Source organism: Staphylococcus sp. EG-SA-18, assembly GCF_017151825.1.
Taxonomy (GTDB): domain Bacteria; phylum Bacillota; class Bacilli; order Staphylococcales; family Staphylococcaceae; genus Staphylococcus; species Staphylococcus aureus.
The window spans coordinates 37965-56396 of record NZ_JACYVY010000010.1 but is presented as its reverse complement, the minus strand read 5'-3'; the positions used below and the strand labels follow the sequence as shown (position 1 = coordinate 56396).

16 protein-coding genes are annotated in these 18432 nt (G+C 32.5%); 3 read left to right on the top strand and 13 right to left on the bottom strand.

All coding sequences use genetic code 11. The features are described from left to right. Window positions 1-227: 227 nt before the first annotated feature. From femB to IDG66_RS03435, 10 genes are all read right to left on the bottom strand, one after another. Window positions 228-1487: a glycine glycyltransferase FemB gene (gene femB / locus IDG66_RS03480; protein WP_000673098.1), complete on the bottom strand. Its 1260-nt coding sequence runs from the start codon at window positions 1485-1487 to the stop codon at window positions 228-230. 18 nt (window positions 1488-1505) lie between these two features. After that, a complete protein-coding gene (femA, locus tag IDG66_RS03475) occupies window positions 1506-2768 on the bottom strand; it encodes a glycine glycyltransferase FemA (protein ID WP_000673309.1) in 1263 nt (420 codons plus the stop codon). Window positions 2769-3089: 321 nt separating this feature from the next. Next, a complete protein-coding gene (gene trpA, locus IDG66_RS03470) occupies window positions 3090-3818 on the bottom strand; it encodes a tryptophan synthase subunit alpha (RefSeq protein ID WP_000163627.1) in 729 nt (242 codons plus the stop codon). After that, window positions 3811-5025 (bottom strand): tryptophan synthase subunit beta, encoded by a 1215-nt coding sequence (gene trpB, locus IDG66_RS03465; RefSeq protein ID WP_001041358.1) that lies wholly within the window; start codon window positions 5023-5025, stop codon window positions 3811-3813. The genes trpA and trpB overlap by 8 nt, the downstream gene beginning before the upstream one ends. Further along, complete coding sequence (locus IDG66_RS03460) at window positions 5018-5650, bottom strand: phosphoribosylanthranilate isomerase (RefSeq protein ID WP_000768192.1); 633 nt, start codon at window positions 5648-5650, stop codon at window positions 5018-5020. The genes trpB and IDG66_RS03460 overlap by 8 nt, the downstream gene beginning before the upstream one ends. Then, window positions 5650-6432 (bottom strand): indole-3-glycerol phosphate synthase TrpC, encoded by a 783-nt coding sequence (trpC, locus tag IDG66_RS03455; RefSeq protein ID WP_000154116.1) that lies wholly within the window; start codon window positions 6430-6432, stop codon window positions 5650-5652. Before trpC ends, IDG66_RS03460 begins: the two co-directional genes overlap by 1 nt. A gap of 1 nt (window position 6433) precedes the next feature. Continuing rightward, window positions 6434-7432 (bottom strand): anthranilate phosphoribosyltransferase, encoded by a 999-nt coding sequence (trpD, locus tag IDG66_RS03450; RefSeq protein WP_000173833.1) that lies wholly within the window; start codon window positions 7430-7432, stop codon window positions 6434-6436. A 5-nt stretch (window positions 7433-7437) separates the two neighbouring features. Beyond that, window positions 7438-8004, bottom strand: a complete 567-nt coding sequence (locus IDG66_RS03445; protein ID WP_000604817.1) for an anthranilate synthase component II — start codon at window positions 8002-8004, stop codon at window positions 7438-7440. Further along, complete coding sequence (locus tag IDG66_RS03440) at window positions 8001-9407, bottom strand: anthranilate synthase component I (RefSeq protein WP_000350972.1); 1407 nt, start codon at window positions 9405-9407, stop codon at window positions 8001-8003. Before IDG66_RS03440 ends, IDG66_RS03445 begins: the two co-directional genes overlap by 4 nt. Window positions 9408-9898: 491 nt before the next feature. Then, window positions 9899-10930, bottom strand: a complete 1032-nt coding sequence (locus IDG66_RS03435; protein WP_000433350.1) for a M42 family metallopeptidase — start codon at window positions 10928-10930, stop codon at window positions 9899-9901. Between the two features lie 164 nt (window positions 10931-11094). On the opposite strand from IDG66_RS03435, the gene IDG66_RS03430 reads away from it, so the two are divergent. Then, window positions 11095-12186, top strand: a complete 1092-nt coding sequence (locus IDG66_RS03430; RefSeq protein ID WP_000214266.1) for a prephenate dehydrogenase — start codon at window positions 11095-11097, stop codon at window positions 12184-12186. A gap of 135 nt (window positions 12187-12321) precedes the next feature. Here IDG66_RS03430 and IDG66_RS03425 read toward each other — a convergent pair whose 3' ends face one another. Beyond that, entirely contained in the window at window positions 12322-13584 is a 1263-nt protein-coding gene (locus IDG66_RS03425) for a Y-family DNA polymerase (RefSeq protein ID WP_000283016.1), read from the bottom strand. 147 nt (window positions 13585-13731) lie between these two features. Between IDG66_RS03425 and IDG66_RS03420 the strand changes: the two genes are divergently transcribed. Further along, window positions 13732-13917: a 2-hydroxymuconate tautomerase gene (locus IDG66_RS03420; RefSeq protein ID WP_001123276.1), complete on the top strand. Its 186-nt coding sequence runs from the start codon at window positions 13732-13734 to the stop codon at window positions 13915-13917. 87 nt (window positions 13918-14004) lie between these two features. Here IDG66_RS03420 and IDG66_RS03415 read toward each other — a convergent pair whose 3' ends face one another. Next, on the bottom strand, window positions 14005-14988 hold the full coding sequence (locus IDG66_RS03415) for an LCP family protein (protein WP_000356975.1): 984 nt from the start codon (window positions 14986-14988) through the stop codon (window positions 14005-14007). Window positions 14989-15124: 136 nt separating this feature from the next. Here IDG66_RS03415 and msrA point away from each other — a divergent pair, with 136 nt between their 5' ends. After that, the gene (gene msrA, locus IDG66_RS03410; protein WP_001024830.1) at window positions 15125-15634 is read left to right on the top strand and encodes a peptide-methionine (S)-S-oxide reductase MsrA; all 510 of its coding nucleotides are present in this window, start codon (window positions 15125-15127) and stop codon (window positions 15632-15634) included. Between the two features lie 202 nt (window positions 15635-15836). On the opposite strand, the gene mprF is transcribed toward msrA, so the two are convergent. Next, window positions 15837-18359, bottom strand: coding sequence for a bifunctional lysylphosphatidylglycerol flippase/synthetase MprF (gene mprF / locus IDG66_RS03405; protein WP_001071152.1), 2523 nt, complete (start codon window positions 18357-18359; stop codon window positions 15837-15839). Between the last annotated feature and the right edge of the window lie 73 nt (window positions 18360-18432).

The window sequence follows — 18432 nt, the reverse complement described above, 5'->3', positions numbered from 1 at the left end:
TTATAAAAATATTATCATTAAAACTCAAATATGACGCTATATATTTTATGTTTTGCATAATCTTTTAATCATAAAACTAAATCAATAAAACATCATTATAATGAAAAACATTAGATTGACAAATACATACTAGTTTTTCTTAGTGTGAAATAATTAAAATTTCGCTAAAAAAAGCATAAAAAAGAGCCTATAGTATCAATAACTATAAGCCCTAACATCATTTACATCTATTTCTTTAATTTTTTACGTAGTTTATCCAATGTTGTGAACAACCAATATTTCACTTTATGAATTGGTTTATAGAAATCCCCTATTAATTCTTCGATTTGTACATTAAATCCACGTTTAAAGCGGTATACGCCATAATCTTCACTGTTTTCCGTAAAATCACCTGATAAACCATAGAAATTATAACGATCATAACCATTATCGAAGCAATAGTTAATCATAAACCAATGCATCATGTATGGTCCCATAAATTGATTATATTTTTCTGATGAACCACCAGAGAAATAATTCACTTCATATGCATTTGCAAAATAAACACCAGAAGCAAGGTTTAGAATTGGGCCGTCCGTTTTGCTCAATTCACTTGCATTCAATAATTCATGCTGATCATGATCAATTTGCTTATCTAATTCTGCAATTTTCTTCATTTGTTTATCTGATTTGTTTTCTTTCGCCATCATTTGATCACGACGATTTTCTTTGTCATTCAATTCCTGTTGCAGCTTTAACACATATTCATCAAGGTCAATATATGCTAATGGTACTAATACTTTATCTCCATATGTGTCAATAAAGTTATAAAAATAATCATCTGTTTTTGATACAAATCCAGCACGCTCTTCAGTTTCACGATATAAATCTAGGAAAAGATTGAACTCATCACGTTCAAGGAATCTGACTTTAACACCATAGTTTATCGCTTTATTAATATTACGTTTACGTTGACTATCAAATGTCTTTTTCAATGTTTCGGGTGTTTTACCTTCAAGGTTTAATACGCCCATCCATCGTACTTGGCTCGATGTATCATACTCAGTTGTAAAGCCATGATGCTCGTAACCATGTGATTTAAACAAGTTTACTAGGGCATCATTTTTCTCGCGACCTTCAAATGGCACGATATCTTTATCATATAGATGATATAACCAATACGGATCTAATTTAACATATAAACATTGATGTTGCTGTAAATATTTATCTAACTCTTTTAAATAATAATCAACTAATCCTAAATCTGAAAAATCCATTACTGGACCACGATTCGAATAGTAAACATAACTTCCCATAGTAGGAATTTTAGAGAAAAGGCTTGCTGCAATTACTTTGTTATTGTCGTCTTTAATACCTAATAAAACTACTTCAAAGCCATCATTCTCACGGGTAACTATATTTTCTTTTACTTGGAAATAATGACTTTCCAATGATGGATTTTGTACAAAGTTGTCAAATTCGGTAACAGTTAACTCTGTAAATTTCATGTTTTGATAATTCCCTTCCTAAAAAATTCTGTCTTTAACTTTTTTAAGTGCGGTATATGCTGCGTAAACAGGTTTATTAATTGGTTTAATAAAGTCACCAACATATTCAATAATTTCAGCATTGTAACCTTTTTTGAATTTAACTACACCAGCATCTTCAGCATCTTCTGTAAATTTACCACTAACACCATAGAAATTATAACGGTCAATGCCATGATTTAATGCATAATTAATCATTTCCCATTGCACTGCATAACTTCCGGCAAAATGACGGAAAGCATTTGATGTACCACCAGCATAATAAACAACTTCAAATGGGTTGATAAAGAAGAAACCAGCAGAGATAGGTAATTCATTACCATGTTCTTCTTGTAGACGTTTACCTTCTTCAATCTTTTGCTCATTAGCATCAAGTTGTTGTTGTAAGTTATCTCGCTTGTTGTGTGCTTTTTTATTTTCAGGACGTTTTTCAATATCCTTTAACGCTTTATTTAAATCTTTATTTAAAATATCACGCTCTTCGTTTAGTTCTTTAATATATTCATCAAAGTTGATATACGCTAAAGGTACTAACACACGGTCTTTGTAATATTTTAAGCGATTGTAGTAAAATTTGTCATCACGATCAGCAAAAGCTTTTGATTCTGACGTATCTTCCATAAATGATCTAAAAATTGGTAGTTCTTCTTCAGATAAAAATCTTACTTTAACACCATTCTTTTTAACTTTTTTCGTGTTTCTTTTTCTAAGTCCATCCATATTTTTAATGATGTCATCTGCTGTTTTATCTTTTAAATCTAACACTGAGTGATAACGAATTTGTAGCACAGGATCAAATCCTTTATGGAATCCAGTATGTTCAAATCCTAAGTTACTCATTTTATCAAAGAACCAATCATTACCAGCATTACCTGTAATCTCGCCATCATGATTCAAGTATTGATATGGTAAATATGGATCGATATGTAGGTATAGACAACGATGTTTTTTAACATATTTTGATAATTCATTAAAGAAAAAGTGTACGAGTTCTTGATTTTCATAATCAATCACTGGACCGCGATTTGAATAAAAATACTTGAACACTTTCATAACAGGTACAGCAGTAAGTAAGCAAGCTGCAATGACCTCGTTATTATTGTTTTTTATTCCCACTAAATGTGTTTCATAACCTTCAGCAAGCTTTAACTCATAGTGGCCAACAGTTTGCGTGAAATGACTGTATGGCATGCTATCTGTAAATGCACCAAACTCTTTAGCTGTTAAATTTGTAAACTTCATTATCATTACTCCTATTTGTCTCTCGTTAATTAATTTCATTTCCGTATTTGCAGTTTTTCTATTTCCCCTCTGCAAATGTCAAAAATAATAAATCTAATCTAAATAAGTATACAATAGTTAATGTTAAAACTAAAACATAAACGCTTTAATTGCGTATACTTTTATAGTAATATTTAGATTTTTGCATACAATTTCAAAAAAAGTAATATGAACGTTTGGGTTTGCTCATATTACTTTTGTATCATTTCTATTCAATTTTATAATTCACCGTTTTTCACTTTTTCAAACAGTATTCGCCTAATTTTTTTAAATCAAGTAAACTTAATTATTCAATGTTTGTTGGATAGATTGTAAATATTTAATGATTTCCTCACGCGTGTTAGATTTAAATCGCTTAACGATTTCGCTACCAATGACAATGCCATCTGCAACCTCTTTTATATCTGCAACATGTTGTGGTGTTCTTATACCAAATCCTGCGACAACTGGCACATTGGCTATCGCTTTAATTGACTCAATTTTTCGTTTTAATTCTGGATGAAACGCACCGTTTTGCCCTGTTGTCGCATTCATCGTCACAGTATAAATAAAGCCTTCCGCATGGGATACGATATCTTTTATACGTTTGTCATCAGTAGTCATCGCAACTAACGATATGATTTTGACGCCATAGTGACTAAATTGTTGTTTTAAACGCTGCGATAATTCATATGGTAAATCAGGAATAATTAAGCCGTAGACACCAGTATCTCGACATTTTTCAAAAAACGCTTGTTCTCCATAATGACAAATAATATTATAATACGTCATTAATACATAGTTACACTTAATTTGATCACCATGTTTTTCTAATTGATTGAAAATATAATCTATCGTGATGCCTTGTTTAATCGCTTGTTGACCTGCTTCCATGATAACTGGACCATCAGCAACCGGATCAGAGAAAGGTACTCCAATTTCAATTATATCTGCACCATTTTCACTCAACAATGTTGCATTTTCAATCAAATCTTTATTGCCCATAATATAAGGTATAAATAATTTAGTCATTTGCAAGACCTCGCTCTACCATATATTGTCTAATTGTTTCCATATCTTTATCGCCACGTCCAGAAATAGTTACTACAATAATATCTTCTTTCGACATCGTAGGCGCTAGTCTTTCAACATAACTCAGTGCATGTGCACTTTCAATTGCAGGTATAATACCTTCATGTTTTGTAAAGTTGATTAAAGCATTCATTGCTTGTGTATCACTAGCATTTTCAAAAGTTACTCTACCAATGTCGTGGTAATAAGAATGTTCTGGTCCAATACCAGGATAATCAAGTCCTGCTGAAATAGAATGTGCTAGTTGCACTTGCCCATCTTCATCTTGAATTAAATACATTTTAGTACCATGTAATACGCCAGGTGATCCTTTGCCAATTGCAAGTGCATGTTTATCAGTATCATCGCCTTGACCTGCGGCTTCAACACCGTATAATGCAACATCATCTTTAATAAATGGATAAAATGTACCGATTGCATTTGAGCCACCACCGATACATGCTACAATTGCATCCGGAAGTCGACCTTCTTTCTTCAATATCTGTGATTTTATTTCTTTACCAATCACACTCTGAAAATCTCTAACAATCGTTGGGAACGGGTCTGGACCTAATGCAGAACCTAATAAATAATGTGTATCATCTACATGACTTACCCAATATTGCAATGCTTTATTAACTGCATCCGATAAAGTCCCTTGACCATCTTCAACTGCCACAACCTTTGCACCAAGTAATTCCATTCTAAATACATTAAGTTGTTGTCTTTTAATATCTTCACTTCCCATAAAGACAACAAGTTCCATATCAAATAATGCAGCAACCGTAGCACTAGCTACACCATGTTGACCCGCACCAGTTTCAGCAACAAGCTTCTTCTTGCCCATTCTTTTAGCAAGCAACGCTTGACCTAACGCATTATTAATTTTATGGGCGCCTGTATGATTTAGATCCTCTCGTTTCAAATATATTTTAGCGCTACCTAGGCTTTCAGTATATGATGCAGCATATGTAAGTGGTGTCGCGCGTCCTACATACTCTGATAAATAGTATTCCAGTTCTCTTTGAAACTCTGGGTCTGCTTTTGCCTCTTTATAAGCTTTTTTCAACTCAATAATTGCTGGCATTAATGTTTCTGGAACATATTGCCCTCCATATTCACCAAAGAAACCTAATTCATCTGCTTCTGTTTGTATTTGTTTATTCATTGTCTCTATCTCCTTTCACAATATTTACAATTGCTGTCATTTTTTCTATATCTTTTCGCCCATTTACTTCTATACCTGATGCAAGATCATAACCTTGATGTGATAATTTAAGTTGATTAACTGTTTGAATATTTTCAGAGTTAATGCCTCCTGCTATCAAATAAGGTATGTCTTTTATGTGCTTCAAAATAGTCCAGTCATATGTTTGACCGGTACCACCATACGACACTGAGGGTGTGTCGATAATAAATAAATCTACGAACCCTTTATATTTATTTATGTTTTGGATTATGTTTTCATCTGCAGCTAAAGCTTTAGTGATTTTAATGCTTGAATATTTCTTTTTAATTTCCTGTATAAAATCAATAGATTCTGTGCCGTGTAACTGTATTGTGTTAATTGACGTATTGCTTAATACGTGTTCAATTGTTGTTAAATCAGGATTTACCATGACACATACTTTATCGATATGATTTGGAACAGCAGACGCTAACTTTTTTATTTGGGTAATTGTTTGATGCCTTTTACTTTTTTCATAATGGATGAAACCTATCGCATCAATAGGTAATTGACTGGCTGCTGTAACATCCTTTATTGATGTAAAGCCACAAAATTTCAATTTCATCATGACTTCACCTTTTGCATTTTCAGTTGTGGTAAAAATTCAGATAGATTGTCACAACGCATAAGCGCCTCACCTATTAGTAAGCCATCGATACCACTATGCAAGATTTTTCTTACATCAGATGCATCGTGAATACCACTTTCAGAAATATAATAATGATTTGTTTTTTTATTTTCTAAAATAGTATTTGTATGTTCCACATTTGTAACAAATCGTTTTAAGTCCCTGTTATTTACACCAATCAATTTAGCATTAACCTTATAGGCACGTTCTAATTCATGGCGATCATGTACTTCAACTAACACTTCTAGATTTTGCGATATAGCGTAGTTATATAAATCTTTCAATTGTTTATCAGATAAGATGTTAACGATCAATAAAATCATAGATGCACCAGCTTGTTTAGCAACATCAATTTGAAGCGGGTCTATAATAAAGTCTTTGCATAATACGGGTAATGTTGTTTTTGTCGTCAATGCTTGTAATCTTTCAAAACTACCACCAAAGTACTTTTCATCAGTTAAAATGGACACGGCATTTGCACCATATTGGTCATAATCTGAGATTTGTTGCGATAAATCTCGTTCAGGTAAGTCATTAACTGTAGGACTCTTCGATTTAATTTCTGCAATAATTGCTAGCTTTGGTTCTTTCTCAATTGCGTTTATAAAAGATTTTTTATTCTGAATCTTCACACTTTTCAAGGTATTAAGTTTGTCTTGATAATAGCCATTTTGTAAAAGTGACTGTTTATATTTAACAATTTCTGATAAAATCGTCATATTATTCACCTCTCATTTGATGGTATTTTTTCAATGCTTCACCATTATCAATCAATGTAGTTGCAAGTTCTATGCCTTCTGCGATGGTATCCACTTTCTCTGCAACATAAAGGCTTAAACCCGCATTTAGTAAGACAACATCACGTCGACTTGACTGATCTTTACCATTCAAGATATTAAGGGAGATTGCTAAATTTTCTTCAGGTGAACCGCCTTTAAAATCACTATTCGGCGCATGTTTCAAACCATAATCAGTCGCATTTAATGTGTAATTTTTGATTTCTCCATCTTCAGTCAATTCATATATCAAATTATCACCAGATAGTGTTGCTTCATCCATACCATTTGCACCATGTAAAACGATTGCACGTTTTCTACCTAAATCTTTAATCGTTTTAGCAACTAACTTTAACTTTGTAGGATCAAAGACGCCTACCATTTGATACGTTAAGTGATATGGATTAATTAATGGACCCACAAGGTTTAATATTGTAGGCTTTCCAATCATTTTTCTAACTGGTTGCATATACTTCATGATTGGATATGATTCAGTTGCACCAATGAATACAAGGTCTTTTTCATTTAATTGGTTAGGTGTATCATCAACAGTTGTTGTTTGTATGTTCATTTGATTTAACAAATCCGTACTACCTGAATTTGAGGTAATACTTTTATTACCATGTTTTATAACTTTTACGCCAGCACTTGCTACAACAAAAGCAACAGTCGTTGAAATGTTGAAACTATTTGACTTGTCACCACCTGTGCCGCACACACACATAGCCCCTTCATAACATGGTTGATGTGGATACATTGTATTAATTAAGCTACGTACAATATATGTTAATTCTTGTTGTTGGATTTCTCGCTCCGAATAGGAACTAAGTAATTCATATTTAATATCAGTTCCAATACTAGGAGAAATAAGTATATCGATTAGCTCTTTAATGTCGCTTTCAAGTAATATAGTTTCAGTTTTTATTCTTGTTAGTAATGTCATGGTTTTCATCCTTCCTTCACTAGATTAATGAAATTTGTAATTATTTTGACACCATAGTCTGTAGCAAATGATTCAGGATGGTACTGAATACCATAATGCGGTCTTTCTTTATGCTCGAATGACTGTATACAATCTTTGGTACGTCCAGTAATTTTCAATTCTTCTGGAAAATTGTCAGGGTTACTTATTAATGAATGATATCTCATAATTGAAAACTGTTCTGGTATATCTTGATATAACAGATGTTGATGATGCGATATAACCTTTAGTGTATCAACTTTGCCGTGCATAACCTTGTCGCCTTTAATGACTTCTCCACCGTAGTAACAAGTCAGTGCCTGAGCCCCTAAACATATACCTAAAATGGGTTTGTGTTGATAGGTTGATATGATTTTCATCAACTGTTGATCGTCTAATGGATGCCCTGGACCAGGAGATATAATAACAGCGTCCACCGATTGATTCAGCACATTATCATCATCAGGGTATTGAACAATGACGTCAGTATGTTGAGCAACAATATCCACTAGGTTATATGTAAAGGAATCATAATTATCTACAACTAAGATCATGGGCTCACCTCCAATAAGCTTTTAGCTTTCAATTTCGTTTCATTCAGTTCTTTTTCAGGAATAGAATCATATACAACGCCACAACCAGCTTCTACGTTGATATACTGCTCATCTATCATCATCGTTCGAATTGCTAATGCAAAATCTAAGTTATGATTACAATTTATGTATCCAACACCACCACTATAAACGCCCCGTTTATGTGGATATTGTTCATATATTCTTTCAATTGCACGTAATTTTGGTGCACCTGAAACGGTACCTGTTGGTAATAAATTCGCAATAACTGTCATTGGCGATAAATTTTGATTTATTTTACCTGTGACTTCACTTACGATATGCATAACATGTTCATATTTTTCAATAACCATTAATTTAGTAATTTTTGAGGTACCGATTTTACTTACTCTATGAATATCATTACGCCCTAAATCAACTAGCATACGATGTTCGCTGCATTCTTTTGGATCATTAAGTAGTTGTTTCATATTCTCATTATCTATTTGTGTCGTCTCACCACGTTGAATCGTACCTGCAATAGGATTAGTTGTTACAATTTGATCTTTGACACTTACGAAACTTTCGGGAGAACTACCGACAATATATGGTTGATCGATATTAAGATAATACATATATGGACTTGGGTTTTGTCGTTTTAAATTTTGATACAGTTGAAACGAAAGTTGATTTAAATGCTGACTAGCATGATGCGCATATTTGTAAATTCTTGATGGCACAACTTGAAACATATCCCCTTCTGTTATTTTCTCTTTGAAATACTGAATCATTTCGATAAATCTTTCTTCAGAAATGTTTGATTGAATTTCTTTAGTTTTAAAATCAAAATCTTGTGTAGGCATGAATGGTTGGATTTTAGTTAAGTCTTCGATAGACTTATTAACTCGATTCTCAAGATCTGATTTTGTTGAATTTGAAAATTGATTCGTCGCGATGATATATAACTCATCTTTGTAATGGTCAAATACATAAACTTGTTCAACCATATATAACCTTACATCGTGCTGCTTGTGATCTTCTAATTGTATTGATTGCAATTTAGGAAATTCATGTCTTACTAAATCAAAGCTACACGTCCCAACATATCCAGATATAAACGGTAATGACTTAAGTTGCTCATCTTGAATATTATGGTAGTCTTCATTTATTTTAGTCGTTAAATAATGGTACGGTCTTTCACTGATTTGATACGATTCTTTTAAAGTGCTTACTGATAATACATCATTATCTAAAGTTAAAGTGCCATAAATATCAAAAATAACAACTGAATAGCGACCTTTAGTTTGTTGTTGATTTGTACTTTCCAAAATGATCTTCTTGGAATGAAGTTGTGCTAAAACTTCTGGCGTTACATTTGCTTTTATTTTTTTATAAAATATATCCATTCTATACGCTCCTTTCAAAAAAGCGTCAGCATCCTTATCAATATAAAGGACGCTGACGCGTGGTACCACCTAAATTAACCGAATATTCGAAATATTCATAGTTCACTCTTTACTATATATAATTTTTCTGTTGCAGACAAAACCCAATTTCATTAATCTCGGTGTTAGTTCACATCATCCACTAACTTTCTGTTGCTACCTTTAATTAACTACTACATTTTGTCTAAATAAAAAGACACCACATAACGCATATACCTGTAAGGACGCGTTACCGTGGTGCCACCTTAGTTAACATAATTCATGTTCACTTTCAAAACTCATTCAATTGTTTTCCAAAGTCCAATTCACAAGATATGGCGTGCTAATTCCCATCACCCATTAGCTTTCTATTTGCTACGTTTCATATCTGCTACTATTTCTTTAGAAAATTCTAATTATTTTTATAGTTCATTATATTACATAGGTCGTTCACATTTGTCAACACTAATTGTTTACTCAATTGGTGATAAGCAATATGCATATAGTAATTTCTCTGTCGCTTTAATAGAATCAATATGTGTTCGTTCCATTGCATGAGATGATTCAATGCCAGCGCCAAATAAACCATGTCTGATATCCGCACCAGCATGTAAAGCTGCTGAAGCATCTGAACCATAATATGGATATATGTCGACTTTATATGGAATGTTATTTATTTTGCAAAGATTAACTAGGTGCGATTTCAATTGCTTATGATATGGACCTGAAGCATCTTTGGCACAAATAGAAACTGTATATTCATCCGATGCTTGACCGTCTCCCAACGCGCCCATATCTAATGCAATATATTCTTTGATTTTCGAATCAATTGATGCATTTGCACCGTAACCTATTTCTTCGTTATTAGAAATATAAAATTGCGTTGTATGTGGTAATATTATTTGCTCTTCTTTTAATTTCTTTAGTAATTGTAGTATAATCGCTACGCTAGCTTTATCATCTAAATGACGAGATTTAATAAAACCTGATGACGTGATAACTGTACGTGGATCAAAGCTAACAAAATCACCTACTGAAATACCTAAACTCTTTGTATCTTCTTCTGATGTAGTTACTTCATCAATTCTTATTTCCATATGCTTTTGATCTCTAGGTATTTCATGATTATTTCTATATACATGAACACTTGTTTCATGCAGACAAATTGTTCCTGTATATATTTGACCAGCATCAGTTTTAATTTGGCAATATTCACCCTCAATCGCGTTATACGTGAATCCTCCAATTAATTCTATTGCTAAGCGACCATCTTCTTTAATTTCTTTAACCATTGCACCTAAAGTATCAACATGAGCAGTAATACAGCGTTGTACTTCATCATTTTTGCCTGGCACTGTTATTAATAACGCACCTTTATTTGTTAGTGTTGTTTGATAACCCAAGTCTTTTGCATATTTTTCGACAAATTGAATTGCTTCTTCTGTGTCTCCTGAAGGACTATTAATACCTGTTAATGTTTTAATCATTTCTAATATTGGTTCCATTGATTTACCCCTCCGTTGCCATTGTGTTACTATACTCTTTATTGTAGATGATTTATCTCCGTTTATCTATTAATGCTATTATCGATTTTTATTTACTATTGCACTGTGTCAACAGCTCATTTACAATGTTATTATTCTGAAAATTTCGAAATAAGGTGATTTATATGACAACAGTTTTATTTGTTGGGCTTGGATTAATTGGTGGAAGTCTTGCTAGCAATATAAAATACCATAACCCTAATACTAATATTATTGCATACGATGCAGATACTTCTCAGTTAGATAAAGCTAAATCAATCGGCATTATTAATGAAAAATGTTTAAATTATAGTGAAGCTATTAAAAAAGCCGATGTAATTATTTATGCAACACCTGTTGCTATCACAAATAAATATCTTAGCGAGCTTATAGATATGCCAACTAAACCTGGTGTTATTGTTTCTGATACTGGTAGTACTAAAGCAATGATACAGCAACACGAATGCAATTTATTAAAGCATAATATTCATTTAGTCAGTGGTCATCCAATGGCTGGTAGTCATAAATCTGGTGTACTAAATGCTAAAAAGCACTTATTTGAAAACGCTTATTATATTTTAGTCTACAATGAGCCAAGAAATGAGCAAGCAGCAAACACGTTAAAAGAACTGTTATCACCTACTCTTGCTAAATTTATTGTAACTACTGCTGAAGAACACGACTACGTAACAAGCGTCGTAAGTCATTTACCTCATATCGTTGCATCTAGTTTAGTTCATGTTAGTCAAAAGAACGGTCAAGAACATCATTTAGTTAATAAACTTGCAGCTGGTGGTTTTCGTGATATCACTCGTATAGCTAGTAGTAATGCACAAATGTGGAAAGATATCACCTTGAGTAATAAAACGTATATTTTAGAAATGATTCGACAGCTAAAAAGTCAGTTTCAAGATTTAGAAAGACTAATTGAAAGCAATGATTCTGAAAAATTGTTATCATTTTTTGCCCAAGCTAAATCGTATCGCGACGCACTACCCGCTAAACAACTAGGTGGACTAAATACTGCGTATGATCTATATGTAGACATTCCGGATGAATCAGGTATGATAAGTAAAGTGACTTATATCCTGAGTTTACATAACATATCTATAAGCAACTTAAGAATCTTAGAAGTACGCGAAGATATATACGGTGCTTTAAAAATTAGTTTCAAAAACCCTACTGACCGAGAACGCGGTATGCAAGCATTGAGTGATTTTGATTGTTATATCCAATAATTATTAAGTCTCTTTTGATAAATTCCATGTATTCTTAGATATTATTGTGAAATCTATTGTGATATATGAAATATTTATCTTTAGAGACTTATTTTATACGAATCACAGTTATATATTACTTAAACCGTATAGTCATTACATTTTATGTCCAGCCATTAAACCTAATCTGCCGTGTTTTGTACCTGCTTCTGTAAACGATACTGCTTTGGACACAATACCTTTGCCGTATTTCAAATGTAATTGGTCTATCGTTTTAGCTAGACATTCGTCACGTTTGCGTTGGTATTCATCTTCAAACAGACTTAACTGTCGCTCATCCTCATTAATAAATTGACTCAAAGATATACTTAGCGTACGATATAGTGCTTGTTTATTACATAATTTATCTGCGAAATGCATTACTACTTTATAAATATCTTTTTCTAAGTTTGTTGGATCTTTCAAAGTATATTGCTTATGTACACCGCCTTCATCACTATAGCCAAAGGCAAAATGTATCGTTCTTGCCACTTTTTTTCTTGCTCGAACTCTGCTAGCAACATCTTCAATTAACTCTTGCATTACTACTTTTGCTTCATCAAAATGATAATCTCTCATTAATATTTGACTTTTGCATATCGATGGATTGCTGATCTTGTGCTTTTCACGTACTTTACTCTGATCTATCCCATTCGCATGTAGATGCATATCAACACCTAAAATACCGAACTCTTTTTTTAAAAATTTATATGGATATTTCGCTAAATCTCCTATAGTAAAAATTCCTCTTTTATTCAATTTGGCTTCTGTTCGACGATTAATACCCCAAAAATCTCGCAAGGGCTGAATTGGCCATAATTTCGTTGGTACATCTTGATATCGCCATTCAGCTATACCATTTTGACTATGCTTCGCTTCAACATCCATAGCAATTTTACTTAATAACATATTAGAACCAATGCCCACAGTACAATAAATGCCTGTTTCTTCATAAATTTCACGTTTAAGTCTTTCGCAAAATGCATGTACTGTAGAACTAAATCTATGATAGCTATCAGTAACATCCATAAAAAATTCGTCAATACTATATTGGTGTAAATCTTCAGGTGGAATATAACGCAATGCAATCTTAGAAATAGCAACTGAAACATTAAGATATTTACGCATACTTGGATTGATAATGTAAATATCATTTCTATGTGGTATTTCAAACAATCGCGACCCTGTCTTGATGCCTAATTCTTTTAATTTAGGTGTCGCAGCCAATATTACAGAACCCTGACGCTTAGTATCTGCAACAACAGCTAGCTTTGTTTCTAATGGATCTAGCCCCTTTTCAATACAAGAAACACTCGCAAAAAAACTTTTTTGGTCAATACATAGAACATCCCTATCTTCTAATAAATGATAATTATACACTGTTATTCCTCCCTTACTTGAATCTCATTATATACGAACACGTGTTCCATTTCAACTATTTTAGAACAAACGTTCTGTTATTTTGCAAATGAATTTTTAAGTATTACATGATATACTCAAATTAATAATGATTAGGAGGTTTGGATAATGCCAATCGTCAATGTAAAATTATTAGAAGGTCGTTCGGATGAACAATTAAAAAATTTAGTTAGCGAAGTAACTGACGCCGTAGAAAAAACAACGGGGGCAAATAGACAAGCAATTCACGTTGTTATAGAAGAAATGAAACCAAACCATTATGGTGTGGCTGGCGTAAGAAAGTCAGATCAATAATTCTTCATAAGATGCATGCCAATTAATTCTTTGAAAACGAACAAGGCGACTTCTATCTGAGTATGATAGAAATCGCCTTGTTTATTTTTAATCTTCATCTAAAAAGTCTTTAATAGCTTGTTTATTTGTGTTTTTATTAATCTGTAATGCACTACCATCAGTATTTGTATTGACATCTTCGTATGAGTTCTTGATTGGCACAGTCAATGACTTAACATCTTTTTCACCTCGGATACCAAAACTCAAACCTGTTTGGAAAATCCCTGAATCAGGAATGTTTGTATTCACATAGCCTCTTAAAATACCTGCAACTTTTGGTAATTTAACAACTGTTCTAAAATTAACCATTTCTTTTTTCAATGTTTGCATCACTTGTTGCTGACGTCGCACGCGTCCGAAGTCACCTTCAGGGTCGTGACGGAATCTTGCATAACCAAGTAATTCTTTACCATTCAACCTATGGTTACCCTTTTTCAAAGATACACCAATATTTTTCGACATATCCTTTTCGACATTAATTGGTACACCTTCTGGCATTAATTCATCAATCATTTTCTCAAATCCAGTAAAATCAACTACTGCATAATATTCAGGATTAATTCCTAAATTTTTATCAAGTGTTTTTCTAAGTAGCTCTGGACCACCTAAAGCGTATGCTGAATTAATTTTGTGTTTTCCATATCCTGGAATATCTGCATAAATATCACGCATGACAGACATCATTTTCATCTTTTTATTGATAAAGTCATATTGAACAACCATGATAGAATCTGTTCTTGATTGTCCACCTTGTGCTTTATCTGCACCGAGTACAAGAATAGAAATTTTACCATCATTTTTTACTGGTCCATTAAATTGATGTACTTTAACATCTTTCGCATGTTTCTTGGCATATTCTACACCGCTATTGTAACTATGCACAATATATACAACTAATGCGATAAGTAAAATTACAACAATCAGAAGAATGATAGGTAATTTCCTAATTTTCTTCTTCTTTTTTCGCTTAGGCGCCGAAGTGCGATGTTCACTTTGACGTCTATATTCGTTGTCATTAGTTTCTTTATCCATATTTACCTACCTTATATCTTCAAAAATAGATTTTTGTGTACTATAATAATCACATATTAACGTTATATAAAAACAATTCAAAAAGCAAGTGATTTCTTAATAAATCGTACTAAGGTCTAATGAAAGGATGTCAAAAATGAATATTAATACAGCTTATTTTGCCGGAGGTTGCTTTTGGTGTATGACGAAACCATTTGACACCTTTGACGGCATAGAAAAAGTAACTTCTGGATATATGGGCGGACATATTGAAAATCCTACTTACGAACAAGTAAAATCAGGTACGAGTGGTCATTTAGAAACTGTTGAAATTCAATATGATGTTGCATTATTCTCATACAATAAGTTATTAGAAATATTTTTCTCAGTCATTGACCCATTAGATACAGGGGGTCAATATCAAGACCGTGGTCCTCAATATCAAACAGCTATTTTCTACACTAATGATCATCAAAAAGAACTCGCTGAGACTTATATCGAGCAGCTTAAAAATACGATTAATGCTGATAAGGCAATTGCAACAAAAATATTACCCGCGTCACAATTTTACAAAGCCGAAGACTATCACCAAGATTTTTATAAGAAAAATCCAGAGCGCTATGCAGAAGAACAAAAAATACGCCAAGAATACAAAAATAAGCAATAACATTTATACTTGATGAAACTGATTGGACTGATAATAAAAGTTAGGCGACTTAACTTAAGCTCATTTCAATATTAAAATACGGTACAGATAGGAAACTTAAATATTCTTATCTGTACCGTTTTTTATAAATCATTCTTTATAGAAACCAAAAAATCCAAGCGCTTCAGGCATAACTGTATACCTCTTAGCACTTGGATTTTAATTATTTGTGACGTATTACACGCATTACTTTAGAAAGTGATTCCCAAAGCGAATTATCTTTACGATAAACTAAAAAGCGTGGTTCCCAATTCGGATTATATTTAGATTTATAACGACGTAATCCTTGGAAACGATATAGACCGTTGAAATGTTCAAAGACACGGCCTGCAAGTCGTTCTCTTAAATATGAATAATGCAATTGACCAACGTTCGATAACGTTGCCATACCCATATTAAATTTTGTATAACCTTGTTCTTTACTCCAAAGTAACATATGCAAGTATAGACCATCCATTAATGGTAAATCTAACTCTGGCAACCATCTAATTAAATCGACTGAAATGGCATCATTAAAGTATGTTGGCATTAAACTACAAAATGCAATTACTTCATTTTCTTCATTTCGCATTACACCAATTGGCGCTTTAGATAAGTATTCTTCATTAAATTGACCCACAGAGAAATGCATTTCCTGACGATTATCTAGCCATAAATCACTTACATGTTGAAGTTCATTTATAAATTCAGTTGAAAACGGTGGTTCAATAATTTCGAATGAAATATTAAGTTCATCGAATTTGTTTAAAGTCGCTCTAAATCCACGGCGTTTTTTACCTGAAGTTGAAAATTGCGTTAAATCAATAATTGCTTCTTCACCTAATTTGAAAAATTGGTTACCGAAATTATGATATAAAGGCATGTGTTGATCTGTAACTTGATAGAATATAACATCATAGCCTAAATACTCAGCGTAATTATAGAATGCTTCTAACAATTCATCAAAGGCATTTTCATCACCTAACGGATCTCCAAGAACCACTAATGAACTTGCTTTATAACGATACATTAAAAATGCTGTTTTATTTTCATTAGTGAAAAACTGCTTGTCACCACTATATATCAAGTGACTCAAATAATTACCGCCATACTGATTAATAATCTCCTCGCAATCTTCAATTTTAGAAGAAATGCGTACTTTGCTAAATTGATAATCAAACAACCATGCAATCATACCTATGATGATAGCGATGATTAAAATCGTAAGCCAGAAGTAATAGCGCAATACAGATGTATGCATTTCAATCGTATAAATATCTAATGCATATAACGTTCCAGCAATAAATATATGGTTAACATATAAAATAAATAAACTGAATAAAAGCATTGCAACTATATTTCTCATTCTTACTGGGCGTTTCAACCTACGTGCTCTACGGAAAGCTACAATAAGCAGAACAAAAATAATAGCTAACCATGTTATTAAAATATATGAAGCGTAAGTGAAGAATGTCGCCACTGTGATTAATAAAATTGAAATCATAGCAAAGATGATGGCACGTCTACTTTGCTTATAAATACCAACTACATTCAGTAAAAGTAATAAACAAGCACTAGTATGAATTGCCAATAGAATATAATACGTTAAGTGATTTCCATCATATAAAGCATCGTAAACAATCGTTAAGTTATTTACAAAAAAGATCATACTTGTAAAGAATACTAAAATTGCTAATGATAATGATGGAATTTTAGCAATAATATCCTTTTGATAAGACATTAAAAATGACGTAACATCTTTAGCAGGAATAAAGTATTTAGATCCCTCAATGTACTTCTTAGCTGATGTACCAAATTCAAATGATGATAAAATTAATGCAATAATTACCGGTACAAAATAGTACGCAAAACGATATAGAAGTAGCATTAATAATACTTTTTCCTCAGGGACACCTAAAGTTTTAAATCCTAGTAATACAACTAAATCGAAAGCGCCGAAACCACCAGGAATAAAGCTGACTAAACCTGATAATGCAGCAATGATAAATATTGCAATAAAGGACATGAATGATACATGAGCGTCAACAATTACACCACAGAAATATAATACAACTGCAGCTGCTAACCATTCAACACACGACACTAAAGTGCAGTACAATCCTACAAAACGATTGTTTTTATCAGGTGGTCTAACCATTGAATAAATAATGAATAATGGTAAGAAAAATGACACTACATATAATACCCATCTTACCCATGTAATCTTATCTAAAATTAAAGATGCATCGAAAACATGGAATACAATTAACAATGATAATAAGCTTAAACCTGTCAACATTGAAATAAGTATTAAGGATATAAAGTGAACTAATTTCTTTTTATCATGCGTATAGTTTTTATAAACCATAGCTCTAACGCCTGCACCAATAAAGCCACCGAAACCTACAATCGCATTCAATGCATTGATGATATAACTTACTCTTAAAACTTTGCCTAAGGATATATCCATTTTTAAAGCTCTAGATAAAATCACATCATACATTGATAGAATAACAAGCGATGCCCCACCACCAATAAATAGTAAAACTAAGGACATACGGTTAATCTTACTAAATTCAACCAACGTATCTTTAAAGTTAATACCAGATAACTCCCGATACAATGTGATTACTACAAAAATAAATAAAGCTGTAGCAAACGTAATTTTTAAGATTGAAAATATTTTGTTTTTAACTTCCTGATTCATTTTTTCACATCAATTCTAATTATTTCTGTTATAAATCAAAATATATCATATAAACCATAAAAATAGCATATCA

Bases quoted from the DNA above. Each gene is read 5' to 3' on its own strand.
- IDG66_RS03430 (WP_000214266.1), top strand. From the start codon at position 11,095: ATGACAACAGTTTTATTTGTTGGGCTTGGATTAATTGGTGGAAGTCTT.
- IDG66_RS03435 (WP_000433350.1), bottom strand. From the start codon at position 10,930: ATGGAACCAATATTAGAAATGATTAAAACATTAACAGGTATTAATAGT.
- IDG66_RS03460 (WP_000768192.1), bottom strand. From the start codon at position 5,650: ATGAAATTGAAATTTTGTGGCTTTACATCAATAAAGGATGTTACAGCA.
- femA (WP_000673309.1), bottom strand. From the start codon at position 2,768: ATGAAGTTTACAAATTTAACAGCTAAAGAGTTTGGTGCATTTACAGAT.
- femB (WP_000673098.1), bottom strand. From the start codon at position 1,487: ATGAAATTTACAGAGTTAACTGTTACCGAATTTGACAACTTTGTACAA.
- mprF (WP_001071152.1), bottom strand. From the start codon at position 18,359: ATGAATCAGGAAGTTAAAAACAAAATATTTTCAATCTTAAAAATTACG.
- trpD (WP_000173833.1), bottom strand. From the start codon at position 7,432: ATGACATTACTAACAAGAATAAAAACTGAAACTATATTACTTGAAAGC.
- trpC (WP_000154116.1), bottom strand. From the start codon at position 6,432: ATGACGATTTTATCAGAAATTGTTAAATATAAACAGTCACTTTTACAA.
- IDG66_RS03420 (WP_001123276.1), top strand. From the start codon at position 13,732: ATGCCAATCGTCAATGTAAAATTATTAGAAGGTCGTTCGGATGAACAA.
- IDG66_RS03445 (WP_000604817.1), bottom strand. From the start codon at position 8,004: ATGATCTTAGTTGTAGATAATTATGATTCCTTTACATATAACCTAGTG.
- trpA (WP_000163627.1), bottom strand. From the start codon at position 3,818: ATGACTAAATTATTTATACCTTATATTATGGGCAATAAAGATTTGATT.
- IDG66_RS03415 (WP_000356975.1), bottom strand. From the start codon at position 14,988: ATGGATAAAGAAACTAATGACAACGAATATAGACGTCAAAGTGAACAT.
- trpB (WP_001041358.1), bottom strand. From the start codon at position 5,025: ATGAATAAACAAATACAAACAGAAGCAGATGAATTAGGTTTCTTTGGT.
- IDG66_RS03440 (WP_000350972.1), bottom strand. From the start codon at position 9,407: ATGGATATATTTTATAAAAAAATAAAAGCAAATGTAACGCCAGAAGTT.
- msrA (WP_001024830.1), top strand. From the start codon at position 15,125: ATGAATATTAATACAGCTTATTTTGCCGGAGGTTGCTTTTGGTGTATG.